The organism is Sorangium sp. So ce1153, from assembly GCF_051521595.1.
Classification (GTDB): Bacteria; Myxococcota_A; Polyangia; order Polyangiales; family Polyangiaceae; genus Sorangium.
Genome location: NZ_CP150361.1, coordinates 9,989,403 through 10,008,322, shown reverse-complemented (window position 1 = coordinate 10,008,322; position 18,920 = coordinate 9,989,403). Strand labels below are relative to the sequence as shown.

The window sequence follows — 18,920 nt, the reverse complement described above, 5'->3', positions numbered from 1 at the left end:
CGGCGGCAATCCTCCAGAGCCAGGAGAGCCGGAGTCCTCCGGACAGCGAACCTGTTGACTACGGAGTCTCGGGACACCGCTGCAGCGCCCTGCCGAGCGTCGGTGTCGCTCCGGGCGCGCGGTCGAACCTGCGCCGGTCCTCCGGTGCCCGGAGCTCGGGCGCGGGCGTCCCGCGGCGTCCGGCGGGCCTGCTGGGCGCGCCGGGCCCTGCTGGGCCAGGTCCGGGCGCCGTCCTGCGCGCGCTGCTTGAGCTCTCGCCGCCCAGCTCCTACCCTGCGCGCATGAGCGCCTCTGGCCCAGCTGCGCCGCGCCAGGGCGGCGCTCGGGCGAGCGGCGCGAGCGGCCCCGTCCCCTGGGACCCGCTCTTCCACGAGAAGAGCCGGCTTTACTGGCCCATCCGTCCCCGGGCCGAGGCGTTCGCGCGGAGCGCCGGCTGGCCGCCGGTCGAGGACTACAACCGTGCGCTCGGCGAGGGCTTCCCCGTGCGCTTCGCGGAGCAGGCGCCGAGGCCGCGGCGGCGCCGGCGGCGCGGGCCCCTCGATCCTGCGGCGCTCTACGACGCGCGCATCCACGTCGAGGGGCGCGTGCCCACGCGGCCGAGCAACTGGCACGACTTCCTCAACATGCTCGTATGGGCCGCCTTCCCGCGCGCGAAGGCGGAGCTCCACGCGCGCCAGCACCGGGCGATCGCCGCGCGCCTCGATCCGGGCGCGGCGTCGCTCCCTCCGGCGCGCACGCGCGAGCTGGACGGGCTCGCGCTCCTCGACGAGGGCGGGCTCCTGCTGCTCTACGACGAGCACGCGCACGCGCACGCGCGCCGCGCGCCCCTGCCGGGCGACGCCTCCGATCTGCGGCGCTGCGCCGACGAGGTGCGCGAGGCCGTGCAGCGGGGCGAGGCGGCGGCGCTCGTGTTCGGCCATGCGCTCTACGAGAGCCTCCTCCAGCGCGGTCCGACGGTCCACGCGATGGTGCAGCCCCTCCCGTGCGAGGGCCCGCTGCCCGCGGCGCCGGACGCGCTCGTCTCGCTGGCCGACGCGCGCCTCTGCGACGCGCTCCGAGCGCCGGGCAGCTTCACCGAGCCGGAGCGCAGCGCGCGTCTGCCCCTCGACGAGCGCGTCCTTCTGAGATGAAGAGGAACCGCCAAAAACGCCAAGAGCGCCAGGAGAAGAGATGAAGAGGAACCGCCAGGGACGCCAGAGGTGAAGAGCCGTCCTCCAGGAGCCACCAGATAAAAGACTCCGAGTCTCTCCTGGCGTCCTTGGCGTCCTTCGCGGTTTGTCTCCCTCCCTCTCCGCGTGAACGTGCGGCAGGCAGGGATAGGGCAGGCAGGTAGCGCGCCCGTGCGCAGCAGGCCTGTGCATTTTTGCACAACCTGCGCGCGCATTTGCCGGCTCCCCGGTACGCTGCGGGCAGCGCATGCTCGCGCGGCGTGGCCGGGAGAATCGCATCGTGATGAGCTGGGATGACCTGCGGTACCTCCTCGCCCTCTCCCGGGCGGGCTCTCTCGCCGGCGCTGGCCGCGCGCTCGGCGTGGACCACACCACGGTGGGCCGCCGGGTCGAGGCGCTCGAGGCGTCGCTCGGGGTCCGGCTGTTCGTGCGGTCTCCCTCGGGCTACGCGCTCACCAGCGAGGGGCTGACCCTGATCCCCGACGTGGCGCGCGTCGAGGAGGCGATCCTCGCCATCGAGCGCGGCAGCCTCGGGCGCGACAAGCGCCTCACGGGCTCCGTGCGCGTGACGGTCGCCGAGGCGTTCGGCAGCCGGTTCCTCGCGCCCCGGCTCGGCGCGCTCCACGCGGCGCACCCGGGGATCTCCGTCGAGCTCGTGACCGCGATCCGCGCGCTCGACCTCTCCCGGAGGGAAGCGGACATCGCGGTCCGGTTCTTCCGCTCCACCGAGGGCGGGCTCGTGGTCCGGAAGGCAGGCGTCGTCGGCTGGGCGGTCTACGGCGCGCGCAGCTACATCGAGCGCCGCGGCGCGCCCACCGCGGCCGACCTCCCGGCGCACGCGCGCATCGGCATCGAGGCGCCCGGCGCCATGCCGCCGGAGCACGTCTGGTTCGAGCGCATGGCGGCCGGCGGCCCCTGCGTCTTCCGCAGCAACAGCACGGCGTGCATGCTCGGCGCGGCGCGCGCCGGCCTCGGCGTCGCGCTCCTGCCGTGCTTCATCGGCGACCTCGAGCCGGACCTCGCGCGCATTCCCCTGCCGGACGAGCCCCGCCGCGCCATCTGGCTGACCGTGCACGGCGACCTCCAGCACACCCCCCGCGTCCGCGCGGTGCTCGACGCGATCGCGCGCATGCTGGACGAGGAGAGCGCCGTCCTCTGCGGCGACGCCCGCCCCCCGCCGCCGCCCCCGGAGGGCCCGGGCGAGGGCGCGAGCGCCGCCGCGGCGCCCCGCAAGATCCGACGACACAAGGAGACGAAACGATGACCACCACCGCCCCGCTTCACCTGTACATCGGCAGCAAGAACCTCTCGTCCTGGTCGCTCCGCCCGTGGCTCGCGATGTCCCACGGCGGCGTCCCGTTCGAGGAGCACGTGATCCCTTACGAGCTCCCGGACTGGGTCGACCGGGTGGCCCAGCACTCGCCGACGCGCAAGGTGCCTGTCCTGCGCCACGGCGGTGTCGTCGTGTGGGAGTCGCTCGCCATCTGCGAGTATGTGGCCGAGGCCTTCCCCGGAGCGCGCCTGTGGCCCGAGGGGCGGGAGGCCCGCGCCGTCGCGCGCGCGGTCAGCAGCGAGATGCACTCGGGCTTCGCCGACCTGCGCCGGGAGCTGCCGATGGACATCGCGCGGCGGCACCCGCGGCGCCAGGTCTCGGACGGCGCTGCCCGCGACATCGCCCGCGTCCTCGGGATCTTCCGCGACTGCCGCGCCCGGTTCGGTCAGGGCGGAGCGTTCCTGTTCGGCGCCTTCTCGATCGCGGATGCGATGTTCGCGCCCGTGGTGACGCGCTTGCTCTCGTACGACGTCGAGATCGATGAGGTCGCGCGCGCCTATGCGGGCGTCATCACGTCGCTCCCCGCGATGGCGCGCTGGTCCGCGGCGGCCGCGGAGGAGGTCGCCAGGAATCCGCACATCACGGCGCCGGCTGGCAGCTCGTACACGAAGGCGGGCGGCGGGGCGGCGGGGAGCGCGGCGGCGCCCTGAGCGTGCGCGAGGCTTGCGGCGGCGGGCGGGTTGCCTGGAACATGGCCGCCGCCATGACCCCTATCCGACTCTACGATCTCCAGGTGCGCGACGACCGCCGGCCGAGCCCCTTCTGCTGGCGTATCAAGTACGCGCTGGCCCACAAGGGCCTGCCGTTCGACGCCGTGCCCGTCGCGCTCACGGACATCCCCTCGATCGGGGGCGGCGCGCACAAGACCGTGCCGATCATCGAGGATGGCAGCAAGACCGTCGGCGACTCGTGGGCGATCGCGGAGTACCTCGACGAGGCCTATCCGGACCGGCCGCGCCTCTTCGGCTCGCCGGCCGAGCGCGAGCTCTGTCGCTTCGTCGAGCTCAGCCTGTTCTTGAGCGCCGGTAGGCCGCTCCTCATGGGGTACGTGAAGGACATCCACGACCACGCCCACGAGAGGGATCGCGCCTATTTCCGGCAGAGCCGCGAGAAGCTGTTCGGCTGCACGCTGGAGGAGCTCGCCAGCGGGCGCGCGGAGCGGATCGAGGCGGCGCGCGCCGGCTTCGACTCGGTCCGGTTGACGCTCAAGGGGGGCGCGCCGTTCCTCTCCGGGGCGCACCCCGGCTACGCGGACTACATCGTCGCGGGCTTCCTGCTCTGGATCGCGTCGGTCGCCACCGCCCCGCTCCTCCAGGGCGACGACCCGCTGCTCGAGTGGCTCGGCCGTGTCCAGGACCTCCACGGCGGCCTCGGGCGGAAGAGCCCGCTGAACGCGATCGCCGCATGAGCGGCCACCCCGCGTACGACGCGGCCGCTCCGTGCACCATACGGCCGCTCGCGCGGCAGCAGGATCCCCGGGCCGAGGTCAAGCGCGACGCGCCGGCCGACGAGGGAGCCCATGTCGAGCCCGGTGTAGGTCGACTGGACCAGGAGATCGATATCGGGCGTTCGACAATCCGCGCCGAGCTTCTGCGCTGCACGTTTGCGATCGATGTCCTCGAGTGCCCAGCCGAAAAAGCCAGGATGGAGCTCTTCGCCATGCTCACAGAGCCAAGGAGCATCGCCCGCTTCCTCTCCGCGCTCGGCGAGCCGACCGACGTTCCAGCGCGCTCACGCCGCGACCGCCGTAATGGAAGCGCACCGTGCTGACGACACGGTGCGCGTCGAGCCCCTCACCGCGCAAGCACGCCCTCCAGCGTATTCGATACGACGAGCCCCCTCCATGCCTTCACCCCGAACCGGCTTCCGTCATCGTCGTTCATATACACCGCGCGCACGCGGTAGCGCTGCCCCGCCTCGAACCCGAAATACCGTGCTAGATCGATGTCCTCTTCATGGCTCTGCCCTGCCTCGAACCGCTGGAAGTCCTCCGCCACGAGCGGCCGGCGCTTGATGTCGACCATGAATGGGAGCGCCTTGCCGTCCGTGCCCGTGATCACGAACGCGAGCTCATTGAGCTGACCCGCGCGCGGCGATGTCGGGAGCTGCCCGATCACCGGCGTCTCGTCGACCGCGTTCCTCACGTTCAACACGACCACGGCGGCGCTCGTGTTGGTGAGCTTGACCGTCAGCACTGCTCCACCCTTGGGCGACGCTTCGAGGTGGATGTCAACGGGTACCGTCGGGTTTCTCATGGGATCCTTCTGCGCTTCTGGACGCTGCGATTGGCAGTGGGCGATGGCCAAGAGCGCGAGCGAGGCCCCAAGCGGGCGAGCTCGAAGGAGGCCGCGCGCGATCATGGGCCGACCAAGCGGTCCTGCTCGGCTTGATACTTCGCCTGCTCTCCGGGCGAGAGGTTGCCGAAATGCGTTTTGGCATAGTCCCTGTTGTTATGTTGCATGTCGGTCCCCGTGCCGAAGTCGTTCTCGTGGCGGATCTCCTCGTGGTAGGCTTCTAGCTCGCGCGCGTCGCGGCCTTTGGCCTCGGCGGCGGCTGGATCCGACCACTGCTCGGCGTGCTTGCGCTCGTGGGCGACGGTGGTGACGAGCGTGGAAGCGTCCTTGAAGGCGGATTCGCCGACCGTAATGGTTGGATTCTTCTTGCGCGGCGTGCTGCCGTAGTTCTTGTCGCTAGGGTCGTACTTGAGGTCTCCGACGACACTCATGTTGAAGCCGGCGTCCTCGAGAACCTGAGCGGTCTTGTCGAGCGCCTCTTGCTTCTTGCCCGCGTCGATGAGCGCTTGGATGGCGGCGACGTCCGCGGCGGAGATCAGCTTGGTCGCCGGGCCGCCCACTAGGATGTCGGGGCTCCCGGTGAGGAGCTGGCCGAGGCCGCCACAGTGGCGAGAGAAGTCGCCGATACGGAAGGCGGGCTTGCCGTTGATGTACACCATGGCGGCGCCCGTGGCGGCCTTCCAGGTGTTGGGACCGCAGCATGCCAGGTGGACGCCGTCATCGTCGAGGCGTAGCGCCGGGAGGCTGTCGGCGAGGACGTCCGAGGAGCCGTGAACTGCGGGTCCGATCACCTCGGGGTGCGGGCACTTGGGGCACGCGTGGGAGTCCGCCGGGCACTGCGACAGGTCTCCCACTCGACCGAGCGACGGCATGATCCTCCCGAAGGGGCGTTCAATTCTCGTGTCTTAGAAGCGCGGCAACGCCCGGGAGCTAGGAAATCCAAATGCGATCCGAAAGTCAAGCTCCTCGTAGCGGCCGTCCCATCGTACAGTCACGCTGCATGCGCTGGTTGACATAGAAAACCTTCGCTCAGGCTCGACCCGCCGCAACTCCGCGAGCGCTTCCACGCCTCCCGGATGACGGGAGGGTCCTTGTCTCTGACAAGCGCCGCACCAGCGGCGCGAGCCCTCGGTCGCCCCGGCGCGCGGGCCCCTCCAGGGCAGCCCACCGAACATTGCTGTCGCCATGCTCGGCATGCGCGACGAGCATCTCTTCGCAGCCGAGGTCGTCTTTGCGGCTGTGGCGATCGAGGCGCTCGGCGTATGTCCTCTCGTGCTCAGCCGTGCTGCGATCTGCAGAGGAGCGTCTGATGTCGAGGCACGCTCCCGAGCAATTCATTCGACGCTGTCGCAGCGAGAATCTGGTTGCCTTCCCCGAGATTTGTGAGCGCATTGAGAAACCGGATCTGTTCGTTTGGATGGATGTGCGCCTCTGGCTCGTCGATGAGGACCAGCGCGTGGCGTAGCCCGAAGAGCACGTGAACCAGGGCGAACAGGATGGCCTGCTGCTCGCCGTGGGAGAGGCTGTACAGCTCGACTCGCGCGCCGTTGTCCCGCTCGAACCACACCGCCGTTACACCGCCCCGCGCCTCGACGCTTGATAGGCGCAGCCACGGGCACACCGTCTCCACGGCGGCCTTGTAAGGAGCGAGCGAGTCGCGTTGGTCCCCGCGGAGCAGGATCCCGCTCTCCTTGACTTGCGCCATGGCCTGGAGGCCGTCCTCCACGGCGAGCCGCGCCAGGGCCTGCTCCAGGCCGGCATATTTGTCCGGCCGGCGGGTGAGCCGCAGGCGCCCGCTGTCCTCGTCGCCCGGCGGCGCGAGCCCCACCCGTGGCTCCAGCCGGCGATCACACGGGAAGTATTCGGCCTTCCACGCCGCGGGATCACGGCTGTATCCACTGAACAGAGCCTCGATCGCTGGCTCCGGCGCGCGCACCGCGCCGCCGTCGAGCGCGACCGTCGCCGTAAAGGTGGGCTCTGCCAGTCCCGCCCTCGCCATCTCCTCGGGGCTGAGCAACCATCTTCCCCGGATGTTCCCGGACCGCCTCCCGGACCGAAGCAGGCGCGCTGGTTCAGGGAGAACATCGTAGCTCCCTACGCTCTCCTTTAGCACGATGATCGCTTCGAGGAGCGATGTTTTTCCGGAAGCGGCCCCCCCTCCGATGAGCACGAGCGGCAGCGGCGCGCCGGTCGTCGGATGGGTGAACACATACCGGCCGTCGGGAACACCCCGAAAATTCTCGGTCTCCAGATCCAGTAGTTTCATAGGCTCAGGAGTTCAGCTTGATCGGTTTGCCCTTGACGTCCACGACGTTGCCGTTGATCTCGATGGTGCCGCTGCTCGTGATCTTGATCCCGCCGTTCGAGATGCTGATCTTGGATCCGCCCGCTTCCAACGTGATGTCGCCGCCCTTGAGCGTAGCTTTGGCGCCGCCCGAGTCGAGCACGATATCCTCGGAGAACACCACGAACCGCGGCGTACTCAGCTGCATGACGGACTTGGCGTCGATCCAGAAGCCGCTGGTATCGACGAAATGGTTGAGGCTGCTGTCCCGCCGGATGTTGGCAGCGGCGGTCTCGATGTTCGTCTGCGATTTCTCGTCGATGGACCTCGCCGTTAACCTGTAAGGCCCGGTGGAGATGCTGGTGCTGCCCGCGCCGATCGACTGCGCGCCGCTGATCGTCGTCGACGAGTTGCCGCTGATCCGGCTCGTCTGGTTGCTCCCGACGAGCGTGACCGCGTTCCGTCCTGTCTCCGACTTGAAATCGAGCTGTGCATGGAACTCCAGCCGCTCGGCCCCAGCCTTGTCGTCCAGCAGGATCTGGTTGTACCCGCCACCGCCCGGCGACGATTTCGAGCGCCACACCGAGATGGTCCGTTCCGCCGCGGAGCGGAACGGCCTGACGTTCACCGCGTTGTGGACCCGGCCGATAATGATCGGCTGATCCGGGTCACCGTCGAGGAACTCGACGACGACCTCGTCGCCCACGCGCGGCAGGCAAATGAAACCGTAGTCCATCCCGGCCCACGCCTGCGAGACGCGGACGTAGCGCGATGTGTTCGCGCGCAGGTTCCGCCGGTCCCATCGGAACTGGATCTTGACCTGGCCGAGCTCATCGGCGTCGATCTCGTCATCGGGGTGGGTCGGCACGACGAACGCCGTTTGCGTCCCGATGATGCGCGGCCGGGGCAGCTTTCGCGGGCGGAAGGGCACGGAGGCGTCGATGCACTCCATGTGGTAGCTCGCGCCGAGCTCCTGCCCGACGACGATCGTGCGGACCACCAGCAGCGCGGCGTTCGCGTCGGCGCGCGCATGTCCCGCGAGGCGCACCCGGGTGCCAGGCCCGATGGCCACGTTGGCCGTCACCTCGAGTCGGCGCCCTGCCGCCCGCGCCGCCTCGAGCATCCGCTTTGCGCGGGCCTTCGTCTGATCCTCGTCGCGCGCTTCGCTGACCTCGAACGTGTACGCCTCGAGCTCGTTCTCCTCGACGAAGAGCTCGGCGCCCTCGGCCGTGGAGCGCGCCTGGAGGGTGAATGAAGGGTTCAGATGATCGTAACCCCGCACGGCGACCGCCGAGGTCTTGATCTTGGCCGTCACCACGACCGCGCTCACGGACGGCACAGGCGGCTCGTTGCCGAGCGAGGGCTCGACATAGGGGATGGGGGTCTCGTGCTTGGGCGTGAGACTATCCGTCTGATCGACGAGCTCCCAGGTGCTGCCGGCGGTGTGATCGAAGCGGGTTGCGATCCCCTCGTCGGCCAGGAGACGAAAAATGAAGTCGTGGTCGGTCTCTCCATACTGCGCGCAGTACGAGCGTTTGTGGTAGATCCCCCCTAGCTGCTTGAGCGGGGCCTCGATCCGGCCGCCGTAGTCGGCGAGCACGTCGTCCACGATCTCCACCGTGGTGCGGTCCTGGAAGATGCGGTGATTGGTGCGGCGCGTGGTCAGCCACAGCGGAGGAACGACGTAGAGGATATAGCGAGAGACGCCGGTCGTCTCGGTGGACACCACCTTGACCTCGCGCAGGAGCCCCGTCACGCGCCGGAGCAGGTTCCCGGGGCCGAGATCGAGCGCGACCCGGCGCCCCACGAGGGAGGCCATCTCGATTCCCGCGTCGGTCGCCTGGACCAGGAGATCCAGGCTGAACAGCTGGCTCATGTCGTCGCGGAGCTCGTACGACAGGAGATGGAAGCCGGGATCCGGCGCATCCAGGAAGGACAGGGTGACAGCCATATGCCTCGTTGAGGTTTGTCGAACGACCCGGGAAGCGCTCGATTAGGTCACGGGACCGGCTCGAGAGCGATGGGGGGCGTGACCGTGAGGTTGCCGCTGAATAACCCCCTGTCCGCGACGAGGATCGGCGCCGGACCCAGAGAGCCCACGCCATCCCCGGCGCCTATCTTGCCATCCCCATCGGTATCGTACCAGCCTGTCAAGTTGACGTAAACGCTCCTCTCGCGGAACTTCAGCTCTACGTCGAAGCCGGAACCAACCGGCGTGACATCCACCTCGGCCAGGAGCTTCTGCTCCGGCGGCTCGAGCCCGGGGGGCGGAGCGGCGAGCGGTCCCGCCGCGGCCTGCGCTGCGAAGGTGACGTGCAGCTTCTGGCGCTCGGGGCTGCGGACCGACGCCGGCAACTCCAGGTGCGAGCGTAGGCGCGAGAGGGGCGAGCAGGAGGCGAGGGCCGAGCAGAGGAGCGCGACGCCGACCGCCGCAGCCATGGCGTCTCTCCTCCGGCATGCTGGATCGGTGCGTATCCCCATCACGCCACCCTCGTCAGAAGAACCAGAGCAGGCTGCGGATATCGTCCCGTATATAGCGATAGAGAGGGTCGTCTGTGCGCTCCCCCTGCTTGAACCAGTCCTCGACGATGCTCGCCTGCTGCTCGACGTTGTAGCTCGACCAGCTATGCCCGGGCTCATAGCGATAAGGATCGGTGCTCGTGAGCCAGCCGATGGCCTGGTGAGTGATAGACTCCCACATGTACTGAGAGGCGATGAACCGATGCGCGCCTTGCCAGACGTGCGTGAGCTCGTGGATGAGCGTTGCCGGTGCGACCGTGTCCATGCCATGACGGAACCCGTTCCAGCCTATGTTGACCGTGTAAGCGATGGGGAGGATGTACAGGTCGAGGAGCGGAGGGACGGTCGACGTGAAAGGCCGGGACTGTAACCCGATAATGGGGGTGATGAAGATCTTGTGATACGGCAACGTGGCCTTGAAGACACGAGTCGCGATGGCCATCTCCCCTGGAAGCATCGGTCGGCCGACCATCAGCGCTTCTTCTCCTCGTCACCGTCCGGTGGCACGTCGACCCAGACCGGGAACGGCAGCGGGTTGCCCGTCTGCGGATCGAAGCGCATCAGGCGCTTGCGCGGGGGCACGCTCGCGCTCAGCAGGGGGACGGTGGCGTCCACGTGCTCCGGAGCGGCGACCTGCGGCGGGATCGAGCGCTCCGCCTCCCCCGGGCTGCTGGGCTGGAATGGGAGCCCCGCGAGAGAGGAGCGCGCTGGAGGCGCCGGGCTCGTCCGGGACGCTAACCCCGTGAAAAAGGGCAGGGCCGGCCTGCCGGGCTCGGACGAGGAGACGGGGAGGGTCCCCGTCTCCCATGCCTCGCTCGTGCTGCTCGGAGTCATCATCGTTGCGGTCTCCCATGGCTCGTCGTTGCTGCTCGGAGCGATCTCCTCGACATCCGGCACCAACGGCGGCACCTCGGCGAGCGGTGCCTGAGCCGGCAGCGGCGCGGCCCGTGGCGCCACCCAACCTGGCGTCGCAGGCCACGCGTTGGCAACGACCAGATTGGGACCGCCGGACTGTCCCCAGTTCGCGATGGCCGCGGGGTTGTCGCGCGTCGCGGCCGCTCCGGCGACCGGAGCGGCCTGCGCTGACCCCGCAGCGCCACCCAGCTGCGATGACGTGCTGTTGGGGAGGAGCGCGACCTGCGCCGCTTCAGCGCGCCACGGCTGGGCGTCGCGGTTCAGGAACCGCGCGTCCTCCTGGCGCACCGCGTCCTCTTTTCCGGCGCGCGCCCGGCGCGCCGTCGACGCCTTTCGGTAGGCCATGGCAAAGCGCCTGCCGAGATCGCTGTCAGTCTCGCACTCGCGCGCGAGCCGCGCGCGCCACGCGGCGGTGAGCGCCACATACGACGGCTCGTCGAGCCCTGCACGCGCAAGGGACGCCGCCGCGTCTGCAAAAGGGTCGTCCAGCAACGCGCGCAGCGCCGCGAAATCCTCCACTGACGTGCGAAAATCAGGCATGCACCCCCCGCAACAGCGCCGCCGTCGTTCCGGGCGTGCCACGCAAGCATCCCTGCAGGCCCACCCGCAGGAAAGCTAGCATGGATGCGGTGAGGCTTACAAGCTGGCCAGCCCCGCTCAGGCCCGCCGCCGCGCCGCGAGCGCGTACACGAGCGGGATGCGGCGCCCGAACTTCTTCATGCGGAACTGCCCAGCTGGCCCTTCCTCCATGTCCGGGAAGATGTCGTAGGGCGACCAGTCGAGCTCGCGGAGCCGCTCCAGCGTGAGCCCCGCGTCGAGCAGCGCTGTCACCACCGTCCCGATCCCATGGTTGAAGCCGACCTCCTGGAGCTTCACGGGCGCGCCCCGATCGGCGTACGTGCCCGTCTGCTCGGTCATGATCGGCTCCCCCCGCCCGTCGTACGCATAGGCGATGTGCTCGAACGCGTCGTCGAAGGTCCACACGACGGGGTGGAACTCGACGAGGTGCAGGACGCCCCCGGGCTTCAGGCATGCGGCCGCCGCGCGCGCCCAGCGCCCCATGTCCGGGAGCCATCCGAGCACGCCATACGAGGTGAAGACGATGTCGAAGGTCTCGCCGCCGAGGGCCGCGGGCGCGTCGTACGTGTTCGCCTCGACGAACCGCGCGTCGAGCGACAGCTCCTCGGCGAGCGTGCGCGCGGCCTTGATGGCCTCGTCGGAGAGGTCGAGCCCGGTGACGCGCGCCCCCTGCCGCGCCCAGGACAGCGTGTCCTGTCCGAAGTGGCATTGCAGGTGGAGGAGCGTCTTGCCGCGCACGTCGCCGACCTGCTCGAGCTCTATCGGCTTGAGGGAGCTCGCGCCGGCCCGGAACGACGCCAGATCGTAGAACTTGGACGCCACGTGCACTCGGGTGCGCTCGTTCCAGGCAGCGCGGTTCATGTCAAACCATTCGGCCTCGGTCATGGGCGCCTGTCTATCACGGCGCCTGCCGCGCCGCATCGCGCCGCGGCCGCCCGCGGAGGACGCCGCGATCGCGCGTGCGCCAGGTCGCCCGACGTCGCCGGTCGGGCGCACCTTCATGATGGAGTTCCGAGCGCGCGGGACCGCGCCGGAAGGGCGGGTCGCTTGCGGAGGATCCATTCGGCCACGGCGAGGTTGATCGCCCAGCCAGCCCCCATCGCGAGCGCCCTGCTAAGCTCGTCCCGGATGCCTCCGAACAGCAGCCAGGGCACGTGGGTCAGCACCTGCGTGCCGGCCCCGAGGCCGAGCGCATAGCCACGCACCATCCAGGCGCGGTGCCCGGCGATGTCGCGGCGGCGGACGGCGACGACCCCGAGGCTGATGAACAGGACCATCGCCGAGCCCACCACCAGCCGGATGGCATGGAGGAGCGGGCCGTCGTGGTCGACAGGGGGGTAGGTCCAGGTCAGCCACAGACCCGAGAGCGCGGCGGCGAGCCCGAGAGGCACCAGCACCCGTCCAGCAGCGCGGTGCCAGCCGGGGTTCCGGCGGCGCAGGCCGGATGAGAACTGGAAAGCACCCAGGACGCACCACACGCTGACGCTGACGATGTGCAGCGCCGCGGGCAGGGGGGCCGCGAAGAACCGGGCGTTTTCCGGCGTGATCTCGGCGCCGCCGGCCAGCCCGACCACGCGAACGACGCCGGCGATGACCGGGACCGCGCTGAGCGCGATCAGCAGCGCGGGCACTCGCCCCACCCCCTTCTCCGAGGGGATCGTCGTGCTCGACCGCTCTTGTCGTCGGCCCTCGAGGCGCCGGCCGCTCAGCGGCGACACGGAGGGCGAAGGACAGGACACCGCAGCGCTCTCATCCATCATGCGCTCGAGCGTAATGATGGCTCCTGTCGCGGGACATTGGCAGAGCGGCCAGATCCGAGCCGGCCGAGAGTTCGACCGTGGGATCGTACTTTCGGCCGATCAGCTCCGGACGCGGTGGGTCTCGTACGCCCAGATGGCGATCTCGACCCGGTTGCGCGCGCCGAGCTTGGTCATGAGGCTGGCGATGTGGCTCTTGACGGTGCTGAGGCTGATGTGGAGCTCGTCGGCGATCTCGGCGTTGGTTCGCCCGCGGGCCACGGTGAGGAGGACCTCTTCCTCGCGGTCGGTGAGGGCCTCCCTCGGCTGCGCTCGCGGCAGCTCGCGCCGGGAGTCGGCGAACGCGGCGAGCAGCCGTGCGGTGATGCTCGGAGCGATCAGGGCGTCGCCGCTCGCGGCGGCGCGGATGGCCTGGGCGAGCAGGTCAGGGCCGGCGTCCTTCAGCAGGAAGCCGCGGGCGCCGGCCTTGAGGGCGCCATACACGTAGTCGTCGTGGTCGAAGGTGGTGATCACGACGACCGCGACGGGCCGGTCGACATCCGGGCCGGCGAGCCGCTGTGTGGCCTCGATGCCGTCGATGCCGGGCATGCGGATGTCGAACAGGCACACGTCGGGACGAAGGTCGAGCGCCAGCCGCACGGCCTGGAGTCCGTCGGCGGCGACGCCCACGACCTCGATGTCGGGCTGGGCGTTGAGGATCATCGTGAGCCCGGTGCGGACGATCTCCTGATCGTCGGCGATGATGACTCGAATGCTCATGGGGTCGGTCCTCTTCGTGGCAGCACGGCGGCCACCGTCCAGCCGCGCTCCGGGTTGGGCCCCGCGTGGCACGTGCCGCCGAGCAGCTCCGCTCGCTCCATCATACCGAGGAGCCCGTAGCCCGCCGATGCGGGCTGGCGAGCGTGCGTGGGGTCGCCGTCGTCGCTGACACGCAGGTGCACCGAGGCGTCGTCGACGGTGACTCCGACGTCGATCCGCGTCGCGTGCCGCGCGTGTCGACGAGCGTTGGTGATCGACTCCTGCGCGAGGCGGTAGATGGCGGCGGAAACCGACGGGGAGAGGTCGTCGAGGTCCCCGGAGATATGGACATGGATCTCGGGGCCCTCGGCGGGCCGCTGGATCAGGCGCTCGAGGTCCGCGATGCGCGGGCTGGGGGCGAGATCGGCGGACTCGTCTCGCCGCAGGAGCCGGACCATCGCGCGCATCTCGGCGAGGGTGCGCGACGCCTCGGTCGCGATGACGCGGAGCGCGTCGATCGCGGCCTCCGGGTTCGTGGGCGCCGTGGCCAGGCCGGCCTGCGCGCGGATGGCGATGGCCGACACGTGGTGGGCGACCGTGTCGTGGAGGTCGCGGGCGAGCTGCTCGCGCTCACGCATCTTCACCTGCTCGATCTCGTGAGAGCGCGCGCGAGCCCGATAGCGGGCCGCCGCGCCGAGCGCCATGGCGGAGAGCAGGACGGCGAAGCCCCCGATGACGTCGCTCACCTTCGCCTGTCTCGAGAGGAGACCCAGCGACGCCGAGGCCAGCATGAGGGTCGATCCCATGATGATCTCGCGCCCTGCACCCCACCGGAACAGGGAGTAGGGGAGCAACAACACGAAGACGCCCGTGTTCAGCGTGGGGAGGTCGCCGCCGGTCCAGAGCCGGGCCAGCGCGATGGCTGCGGTCGCGCCGAACGCGATCGAGATCATCAAGAGCGGCCGCGAACGCCGCCACACTACCGTGGGCAGGAGCGCGACGCCGACCGCCAGAGAAGCGGACGTCCACGACCGCTCCAGCCTCGCGGCGACCTCGAGCAGCCCGATCGCGACGAGCACGCCGAGCAGCACCCAGTCTCGCTTGCCCGGACCCGGCGGATCCGGCGCGATCGGCTCGAATCCCGCGAGGCGAGGAAGACCGCGCGCCTGCCTCATGCGCTCACAGCCGCCTTCGGGTCGTACCCGAGGCTCGGCGACAGCCACCTCTCGGCCGCCTCGACCGCGATCCCCTTGCGCTTCGCGTAGTCCGCGACCTGGTCCCTGCCGAGGCGCCCCGCCATGAAATACCGAGCCTCGGGGTGCGCCAGGTAGATGCCGCTGACGCTCGCCGCCGGCGTCATCGCGAAGGTCTCGGTCAGCTCGATGCCGATCGCGGGCGCGTCGAGCAGCGCGAACAGCTTGCTCTTCTCGGTGTGATCCGGGCACGCCGGGTACCCGAACGCCGGCCGGATCCCGCGGTACTTCTCCTCGATCAGCTCCTCGTTGGTCAGCGCCTCCCCCGCGCCGTACCCCCAGTCCCTCCGCGCCCGCGCGTGGAGCAGCTCCGCGAACGCCTCCGCGAGCCGGTCGGCGAGCGCCTTCGCGATGATCGCGCTGTAGTCGTCCTTGTCCTTCTCGTACGCGCGCACGACCTCATCGAGCCCGAGCCCCGCCGTCACCGCGAAAGCGCCCACGTGATCGGCGAGCCCGCTCGCCCGCGGCGCCACGAAGTCGGCGAGCGACAGGTACGGCCGCTCTCCCCCCACGGCCTTCTCGCCCTCCTCGTCGGCGGCGCCCCCGCCCGCGGCCTTCACCTGCTGCTGGCGGAGCATGTTGAGCCGGACGAGCTCGCGCGCGCGCGCCTCGTCCTCGTACAGCACGATGTCCCGCTGCTCCCCGCTCGCCGGCCAGAACCCGTAGACGCCCCGCGCCGTGAGCAGCGCGCCGTCGATGATCCGCCGCAGCACCTTCTGCGCGTGCTCGAACAGCTCGCGCGCCGCCTCGCCGTACTGCGGGTGCTCCAGGATCTGCGGGAACGGCCCCCTGAGCTCCCAGGCGGTGAAGAAGAACGTCCAGTCGATGTACTTCGCGATCTCGGAGAGCGACACGTCGTCCACCACGCGCCGCCCCGTGAACGACGGCCTCGCGATGTCCTCGGGCCGCCACGCGATCTTGAGCCGCCCCTCGTCCGCCGCGGCGAGCGTCACGAGCGGCTTCGCCCGCTTCCTCGCGAAGAGCTCGCGCAGCTTGGCCTGCTCCTCCCGGTTCTGCGCGTCGAACGCCGGCCGGTTCGCCTGGTCCAGCAGGCTCGACACGACGCCGACCGCCCGCGACGCGTCGAGCACGTGCACCACGGTCCCGCTGAACTCGGGCGCGATCTTCACCGCCGTGTGCTGCCGGCTCGTCGTCGCCCCGCCGATGAGCAGCGGCAGCCGGAGGCCCCGCCGCTCCATCTCGCGCGCCACGCTGACCATCTCGTCGAGCGAGGGCGTGATCAGGCCGCTCAGCCCGATCATGTCGGCCTTCTCGTTCAGCGCGGCCTCCAGGATCCTGTCCTGGTGCACCATCACGCCGAGGTCGACGACCTCGTAGTTGTTGCACCCGAGCACCACGCCCACGATGTTCTTGCCGATGTCGTGGACGTCGCCCTTCACGGTCGCCATCACGACCTTCCCCTGCGACGACGAGGCGCCCGCCGCCTTCTCGGCCTCCATGAACGGCATGAGGTAGGCGACGGCGCGCTTCATCACGCGGGCGCTCTTCACCACCTGCGGGAGGAACATCTTCCCGGCGCCGAACAGCTCGCCGACGATCTTCATCCCGTCCATCAACGGCCCCTCGATGATGGAGAGCGGCTTCTCGTACCTGTTCCGCGCCTCCTCGACGTCCGCCTCGATGAAGTCGACGAGCCCCTTCACGAGCGCGTGCGACAGCCGCTCCTCGACCGGGCCCTCGCGCCAGGCGAGGTCGAACTCCTTCTTCTTCCCCTTGCCCTTCACCTGCTCGGCGAACTCGACGAGCCGCTCGGTCGCGTCCGGGCGCCGGTTGAAGATGACGTCCTCCACCCGCTCGAGCAGGTCCTTCGGGATGTCCTCGTAGACCGCGAGCTGCCCCGCGTTCACGATGCCCATGTCCATGCCGGCCCGGATCGCGTGGTACAGGAAGGCCGAGTGCATCGCCTCGCGGACCACGTTGTTCCCGCGGAACGAGAACGACAGGTTCGACACGCCGCCGCTGACGCGCGCCCCCGGGCAGGTCGCCTTGATGATCCGCGTCGCCTCGATGAAGTTCCTGGCGAACTCGCTGTGCTCCTCGATGCCGGTCGCGATCGCGAGGATGTTCGGATCGAAGAGGATGTCCTGCGGATCGAAGCCGACCTCCTCGGTGAGGAGCTCGTAGGCGCGCTGGCAGATCGCGACCTTCCGCTCCACCGTCTCGGCCTGGCCCACCTCGTCGAACGCCATCACCACGACGCCCGCCCCGTAGCGTCGGACGGTGCGCGCCTTCCTGAGGAAGTCCTCCGGCCCCTCCTTGAGGCTGATCGAGTTGACGATCCCCTTGCCCTGGATGCACTTGAGCCCCGCCTCGATGACCGACCACTTCGAGCTGTCGATCATGACCGGGATGCGGGCGATCTCGGGCTCGGTGGCGATGAGGTTGAGGAACGTCGTCATCGCCTGCTCGGAGTCGAGCATGCCCTCGTCCATGTTGACGTCGAGGATGTTCGCCCCGCCGCGCACCTGATCGAGCGCCACCTCCAGCGCGGTCGTGAAGTCGCCCTTCTTGATGAGCTCCATGAACCGGGCGGAGCCCGTCACGTTGGTCCGCTCGCCGATCATCAGGAAGTTCGTGTCGGGCCGGATGACGAGCGTCTCCAGGCCGCTGAAGCGCCCGAAGCCGTCGCGCTCCGCGGGCGCCGGCCGCGGCCTGAGCTTCGCCGTCGCCTGGGCGATCGCGCGGATGTGGTCGGGCGTCGTCCCGCAGCAGCCGCCGACGATGTTCACGAGCCCGCTGTCCGCGAGCTCCGCGAGCAGCCGCGACGTCGTCTCCGGGAGCTCGTCGTACTCGCCGAACGCGTTCGGCAGGCCCGCGTTCGGGTAGCAGCTCACCCGCGCCCGCGCGAGCTTCGCGAGGTCCACGAGGTAGGGCCGCATGTCGGCCGCGCCGAGGGCGCAGTTGAGGCCGACGCTGAGCGGTCTCGCGTGCTCGACGCTCGTCCAGAACGCGTCGATCGTCTGGCCGGCGAGCGTCCTGCCGCTCCGGTCGGTGATCGTCACGCTGAGCATGATCGGGAGGCGCCGCCCCTTGTCCGCGAAGACCTCCTCCATCGCGACGAGGCACGCCTTCATGTTCAGCGTGTCGAGGAACGTCTCCGCGAGGAGCGCGTCGGCCCCCCCGTCGACGAGCCCGCGCACCTGCTCGGCGAACGACCGCCGCAGCTCGTCGAAGGTGACCGCGCGGAACGACGGGTCGTTCACGCTCGGCGAGATCGACAGCGTCTTCGGCGTCGGCCCCATGGAGCCCGCGACGAAGCGCGGCTTGTCGGGCGTGCGCGCCGTCCACGCGTCGGCCGCCTTCCGCGCGATGCGGGCCGCGGTCAGGTTGATCTCGTACGCGAGCGACTCCAGCCGGTAGTCGGCCTGGGCGATCGAGGTCCCCGTGAAGGTGTTCGTCTCGATGATGTCGGCGCCGGCCTCGAGGTAGGCGCCGTGGATCTCCGCGATGACATCCGGCCGCGTCAGAACGAGGAGGTCGCTGTTGCCCTTGAGATCGATCGCGTGGTCGCGGAAGCGCTCGCCCCGGTAGTCGGCCTCGCCCAGGCGGTAGCGCTGGATCATCGTGCCCATCGCCCCGTCGAGGCACAGGATCTGGGTATCGAGGATCTCTTCGAGGCGCGCGGAGCGTTCGCTTCCGTTCATGGCTCTGCTCTTCTCCTGGGTATTATCCACCAATCCGGATTAACAGATTGCAGCCTGGCGGCCTCGCCCGCTGACGTCAAGCGGCAGCTCGAGGCCGGGCGCCGGCTGCCGTCATGGGAGGCGAGCGGGCGCGGCCCAGCGGCGCTCTCGGCGCCTGCCTTACGGCTGGCCTCGCCGCGCCGGATGGGGAAGCGTCGACCACGCCGGACGGGCGATCCGGGCCCTGCCGTATCCCGCTGCGGCTGAGGCACTGGCGGATATCCCTGGAGGTGCGTATCTTTGGCTAGCCCTGAGCACCCCACCCCAGGGCACGGCCGGCCGGGCTCGTGCTGGGTTGCCCTTACCACCGGCAGGGCGAGCACCCCCGGGAAACACCCACCGCCCCCCGCCGGAGAAAGTACGCAGAGGAGATT

General features: G+C 69.8%; 17 protein-coding genes. 5 read left to right on the top strand and 12 right to left on the bottom strand.

The genetic code is table 11. From position 1 onward, the window contains the following. Positions 1-281 precede the first annotated feature (281 nt). The 5 genes from WME85_RS36070 to WME85_RS36050 all read left to right on the top strand — a co-directional run bounded on the left by WME85_RS36070 (position 282) and on the right by WME85_RS36050 (position 4,272). Entirely contained in the window at positions 282-1,130 is an 849-nt protein-coding gene (locus tag WME85_RS36070; protein ID WP_437827625.1) for a DUF3025 domain-containing protein, read from the top strand. Between the two features lie 322 nt (positions 1,131-1,452). Continuing rightward, positions 1,453-2,433 (top strand): LysR family transcriptional regulator, encoded by a 981-nt coding sequence (locus tag WME85_RS36065; RefSeq protein ID WP_437827624.1) that lies wholly within the window; start codon positions 1,453-1,455, stop codon positions 2,431-2,433. Further along, positions 2,430-3,152 (top strand): glutathione S-transferase family protein, encoded by a 723-nt coding sequence (locus tag WME85_RS36060; RefSeq protein WP_437827623.1) that lies wholly within the window; start codon positions 2,430-2,432, stop codon positions 3,150-3,152. Before WME85_RS36065 ends, WME85_RS36060 begins: the two co-directional genes overlap by 4 nt. A gap of 53 nt (positions 3,153-3,205) precedes the next feature. Continuing rightward, entirely contained in the window at positions 3,206-3,910 is a 705-nt protein-coding gene (locus WME85_RS36055) for a glutathione S-transferase family protein (RefSeq protein WP_437827622.1), read from the top strand. Then, a complete protein-coding gene (locus WME85_RS36050; protein ID WP_437827621.1) occupies positions 3,907-4,272 on the top strand; it encodes a hypothetical protein in 366 nt (121 codons plus the stop codon). Before WME85_RS36055 ends, WME85_RS36050 begins: the two co-directional genes overlap by 4 nt. A gap of 23 nt (positions 4,273-4,295) precedes the next feature. Here the strand turns inward: WME85_RS36050 and WME85_RS36045 are convergent, their stop codons facing one another. The 12 genes from WME85_RS36045 to metH form a co-directional block, all read right to left on the bottom strand. Continuing rightward, the gene (locus WME85_RS36045; protein ID WP_437827620.1) at positions 4,296-4,757 is read right to left on the bottom strand and encodes a hypothetical protein; all 462 of its coding nucleotides are present in this window, start codon (positions 4,755-4,757) and stop codon (positions 4,296-4,298) included. Between the two features lie 101 nt (positions 4,758-4,858). Beyond that, positions 4,859-5,668 (bottom strand): PAAR domain-containing protein, encoded by an 810-nt coding sequence (locus WME85_RS36040; protein WP_437827619.1) that lies wholly within the window; start codon positions 5,666-5,668, stop codon positions 4,859-4,861. Positions 5,669-6,072: 404 nt separating this feature from the next. After that, the gene (locus tag WME85_RS36035; RefSeq protein WP_437827618.1) at positions 6,073-7,062 is read right to left on the bottom strand and encodes an ATP-dependent nuclease; all 990 of its coding nucleotides are present in this window, start codon (positions 7,060-7,062) and stop codon (positions 6,073-6,075) included. Positions 7,063-7,066: 4 nt separating this feature from the next. Continuing rightward, positions 7,067-9,031 (bottom strand): type VI secretion system Vgr family protein, encoded by a 1,965-nt coding sequence (locus tag WME85_RS36030; RefSeq protein ID WP_437827617.1) that lies wholly within the window; start codon positions 9,029-9,031, stop codon positions 7,067-7,069. A 47-nt stretch (positions 9,032-9,078) separates the two neighbouring features. Beyond that, entirely contained in the window at positions 9,079-9,519 is a 441-nt protein-coding gene (locus tag WME85_RS36025) for a hypothetical protein (protein ID WP_437827616.1), read from the bottom strand. 55 nt (positions 9,520-9,574) lie between these two features. Beyond that, on the bottom strand, positions 9,575-10,042 hold the full coding sequence (locus tag WME85_RS36020; protein ID WP_437827615.1) for a hypothetical protein: 468 nt from the start codon (positions 10,040-10,042) through the stop codon (positions 9,575-9,577). Between the two features lie 29 nt (positions 10,043-10,071). Then, the gene (locus WME85_RS36015; RefSeq protein ID WP_437827614.1) at positions 10,072-11,055 is read right to left on the bottom strand and encodes a hypothetical protein; all 984 of its coding nucleotides are present in this window, start codon (positions 11,053-11,055) and stop codon (positions 10,072-10,074) included. A 117-nt stretch (positions 11,056-11,172) separates the two neighbouring features. Continuing rightward, on the bottom strand, positions 11,173-11,979 hold the full coding sequence (locus tag WME85_RS36010; RefSeq protein WP_437827613.1) for a class I SAM-dependent methyltransferase: 807 nt from the start codon (positions 11,977-11,979) through the stop codon (positions 11,173-11,175). A gap of 113 nt (positions 11,980-12,092) precedes the next feature. After that, positions 12,093-12,725 carry a DUF2306 domain-containing protein gene (locus tag WME85_RS36005; protein WP_437842429.1) on the bottom strand — a complete coding sequence of 211 codons (633 nt, stop codon included), beginning with the start codon at positions 12,723-12,725 and terminating at the stop codon, positions 12,093-12,095. Positions 12,726-12,953: 228 nt separating this feature from the next. Continuing rightward, positions 12,954-13,610: a response regulator gene (locus tag WME85_RS36000; protein ID WP_437827612.1), complete on the bottom strand. Its 657-nt coding sequence runs from the start codon at positions 13,608-13,610 to the stop codon at positions 12,954-12,956. Then, positions 13,607-14,764 (bottom strand): sensor histidine kinase, encoded by a 1,158-nt coding sequence (locus tag WME85_RS35995; protein WP_437827611.1) that lies wholly within the window; start codon positions 14,762-14,764, stop codon positions 13,607-13,609. The genes WME85_RS36000 and WME85_RS35995 overlap by 4 nt, the downstream gene beginning before the upstream one ends. After that, positions 14,761-18,507 (bottom strand): methionine synthase, encoded by a 3,747-nt coding sequence (gene metH, locus WME85_RS35990; protein WP_437827610.1) that lies wholly within the window; start codon positions 18,505-18,507, stop codon positions 14,761-14,763. The genes WME85_RS35995 and metH overlap by 4 nt, the downstream gene beginning before the upstream one ends. Positions 18,508-18,920: the final 413 nt, after the last annotated feature.

What these genes read in the sequence shown, in the direction of transcription:
- WME85_RS36065 (WP_437827624.1), top strand. Translation starts at nt 1,453, where the DNA reads ATGAGCTGGGATGACCTGCGGTACCTCCTCGCCCTCTCCCGGGCGGGC.
- WME85_RS36035 (WP_437827618.1), bottom strand. Translation starts at nt 7,062, where the DNA reads ATGAAACTACTGGATCTGGAGACCGAGAATTTTCGGGGTGTTCCCGAC.
- WME85_RS36045 (WP_437827620.1), bottom strand. Translation starts at nt 4,757, where the DNA reads ATGAGAAACCCGACGGTACCCGTTGACATCCACCTCGAAGCGTCGCCC.
- WME85_RS36060 (WP_437827623.1), top strand. Translation starts at nt 2,430, where the DNA reads ATGACCACCACCGCCCCGCTTCACCTGTACATCGGCAGCAAGAACCTC.
- WME85_RS36000 (WP_437827612.1), bottom strand. Translation starts at nt 13,610, where the DNA reads ATGAGCATTCGAGTCATCATCGCCGACGATCAGGAGATCGTCCGCACC.
- WME85_RS36050 (WP_437827621.1), top strand. Translation starts at nt 3,907, where the DNA reads ATGAGCGGCCACCCCGCGTACGACGCGGCCGCTCCGTGCACCATACGG.
- WME85_RS36020 (WP_437827615.1), bottom strand. Translation starts at nt 10,042, where the DNA reads ATGGCCATCGCGACTCGTGTCTTCAAGGCCACGTTGCCGTATCACAAG.
- WME85_RS35995 (WP_437827611.1), bottom strand. Translation starts at nt 14,764, where the DNA reads ATGAGGCAGGCGCGCGGTCTTCCTCGCCTCGCGGGATTCGAGCCGATC.
- WME85_RS36070 (WP_437827625.1), top strand. Translation starts at nt 282, where the DNA reads ATGAGCGCCTCTGGCCCAGCTGCGCCGCGCCAGGGCGGCGCTCGGGCG.
- WME85_RS36010 (WP_437827613.1), bottom strand. Translation starts at nt 11,979, where the DNA reads ATGACCGAGGCCGAATGGTTTGACATGAACCGCGCTGCCTGGAACGAG.
- WME85_RS36030 (WP_437827617.1), bottom strand. Translation starts at nt 9,031, where the DNA reads ATGGCTGTCACCCTGTCCTTCCTGGATGCGCCGGATCCCGGCTTCCAT.
- WME85_RS36055 (WP_437827622.1), top strand. Translation starts at nt 3,206, where the DNA reads ATGACCCCTATCCGACTCTACGATCTCCAGGTGCGCGACGACCGCCGG.
- WME85_RS36025 (WP_437827616.1), bottom strand. Translation starts at nt 9,519, where the DNA reads ATGGCTGCGGCGGTCGGCGTCGCGCTCCTCTGCTCGGCCCTCGCCTCC.
- metH (WP_437827610.1), bottom strand. Translation starts at nt 18,507, where the DNA reads ATGAACGGAAGCGAACGCTCCGCGCGCCTCGAAGAGATCCTCGATACC.
- WME85_RS36040 (WP_437827619.1), bottom strand. Translation starts at nt 5,668, where the DNA reads ATGCCGTCGCTCGGTCGAGTGGGAGACCTGTCGCAGTGCCCGGCGGAC.
- WME85_RS36015 (WP_437827614.1), bottom strand. Translation starts at nt 11,055, where the DNA reads ATGCCTGATTTTCGCACGTCAGTGGAGGATTTCGCGGCGCTGCGCGCG.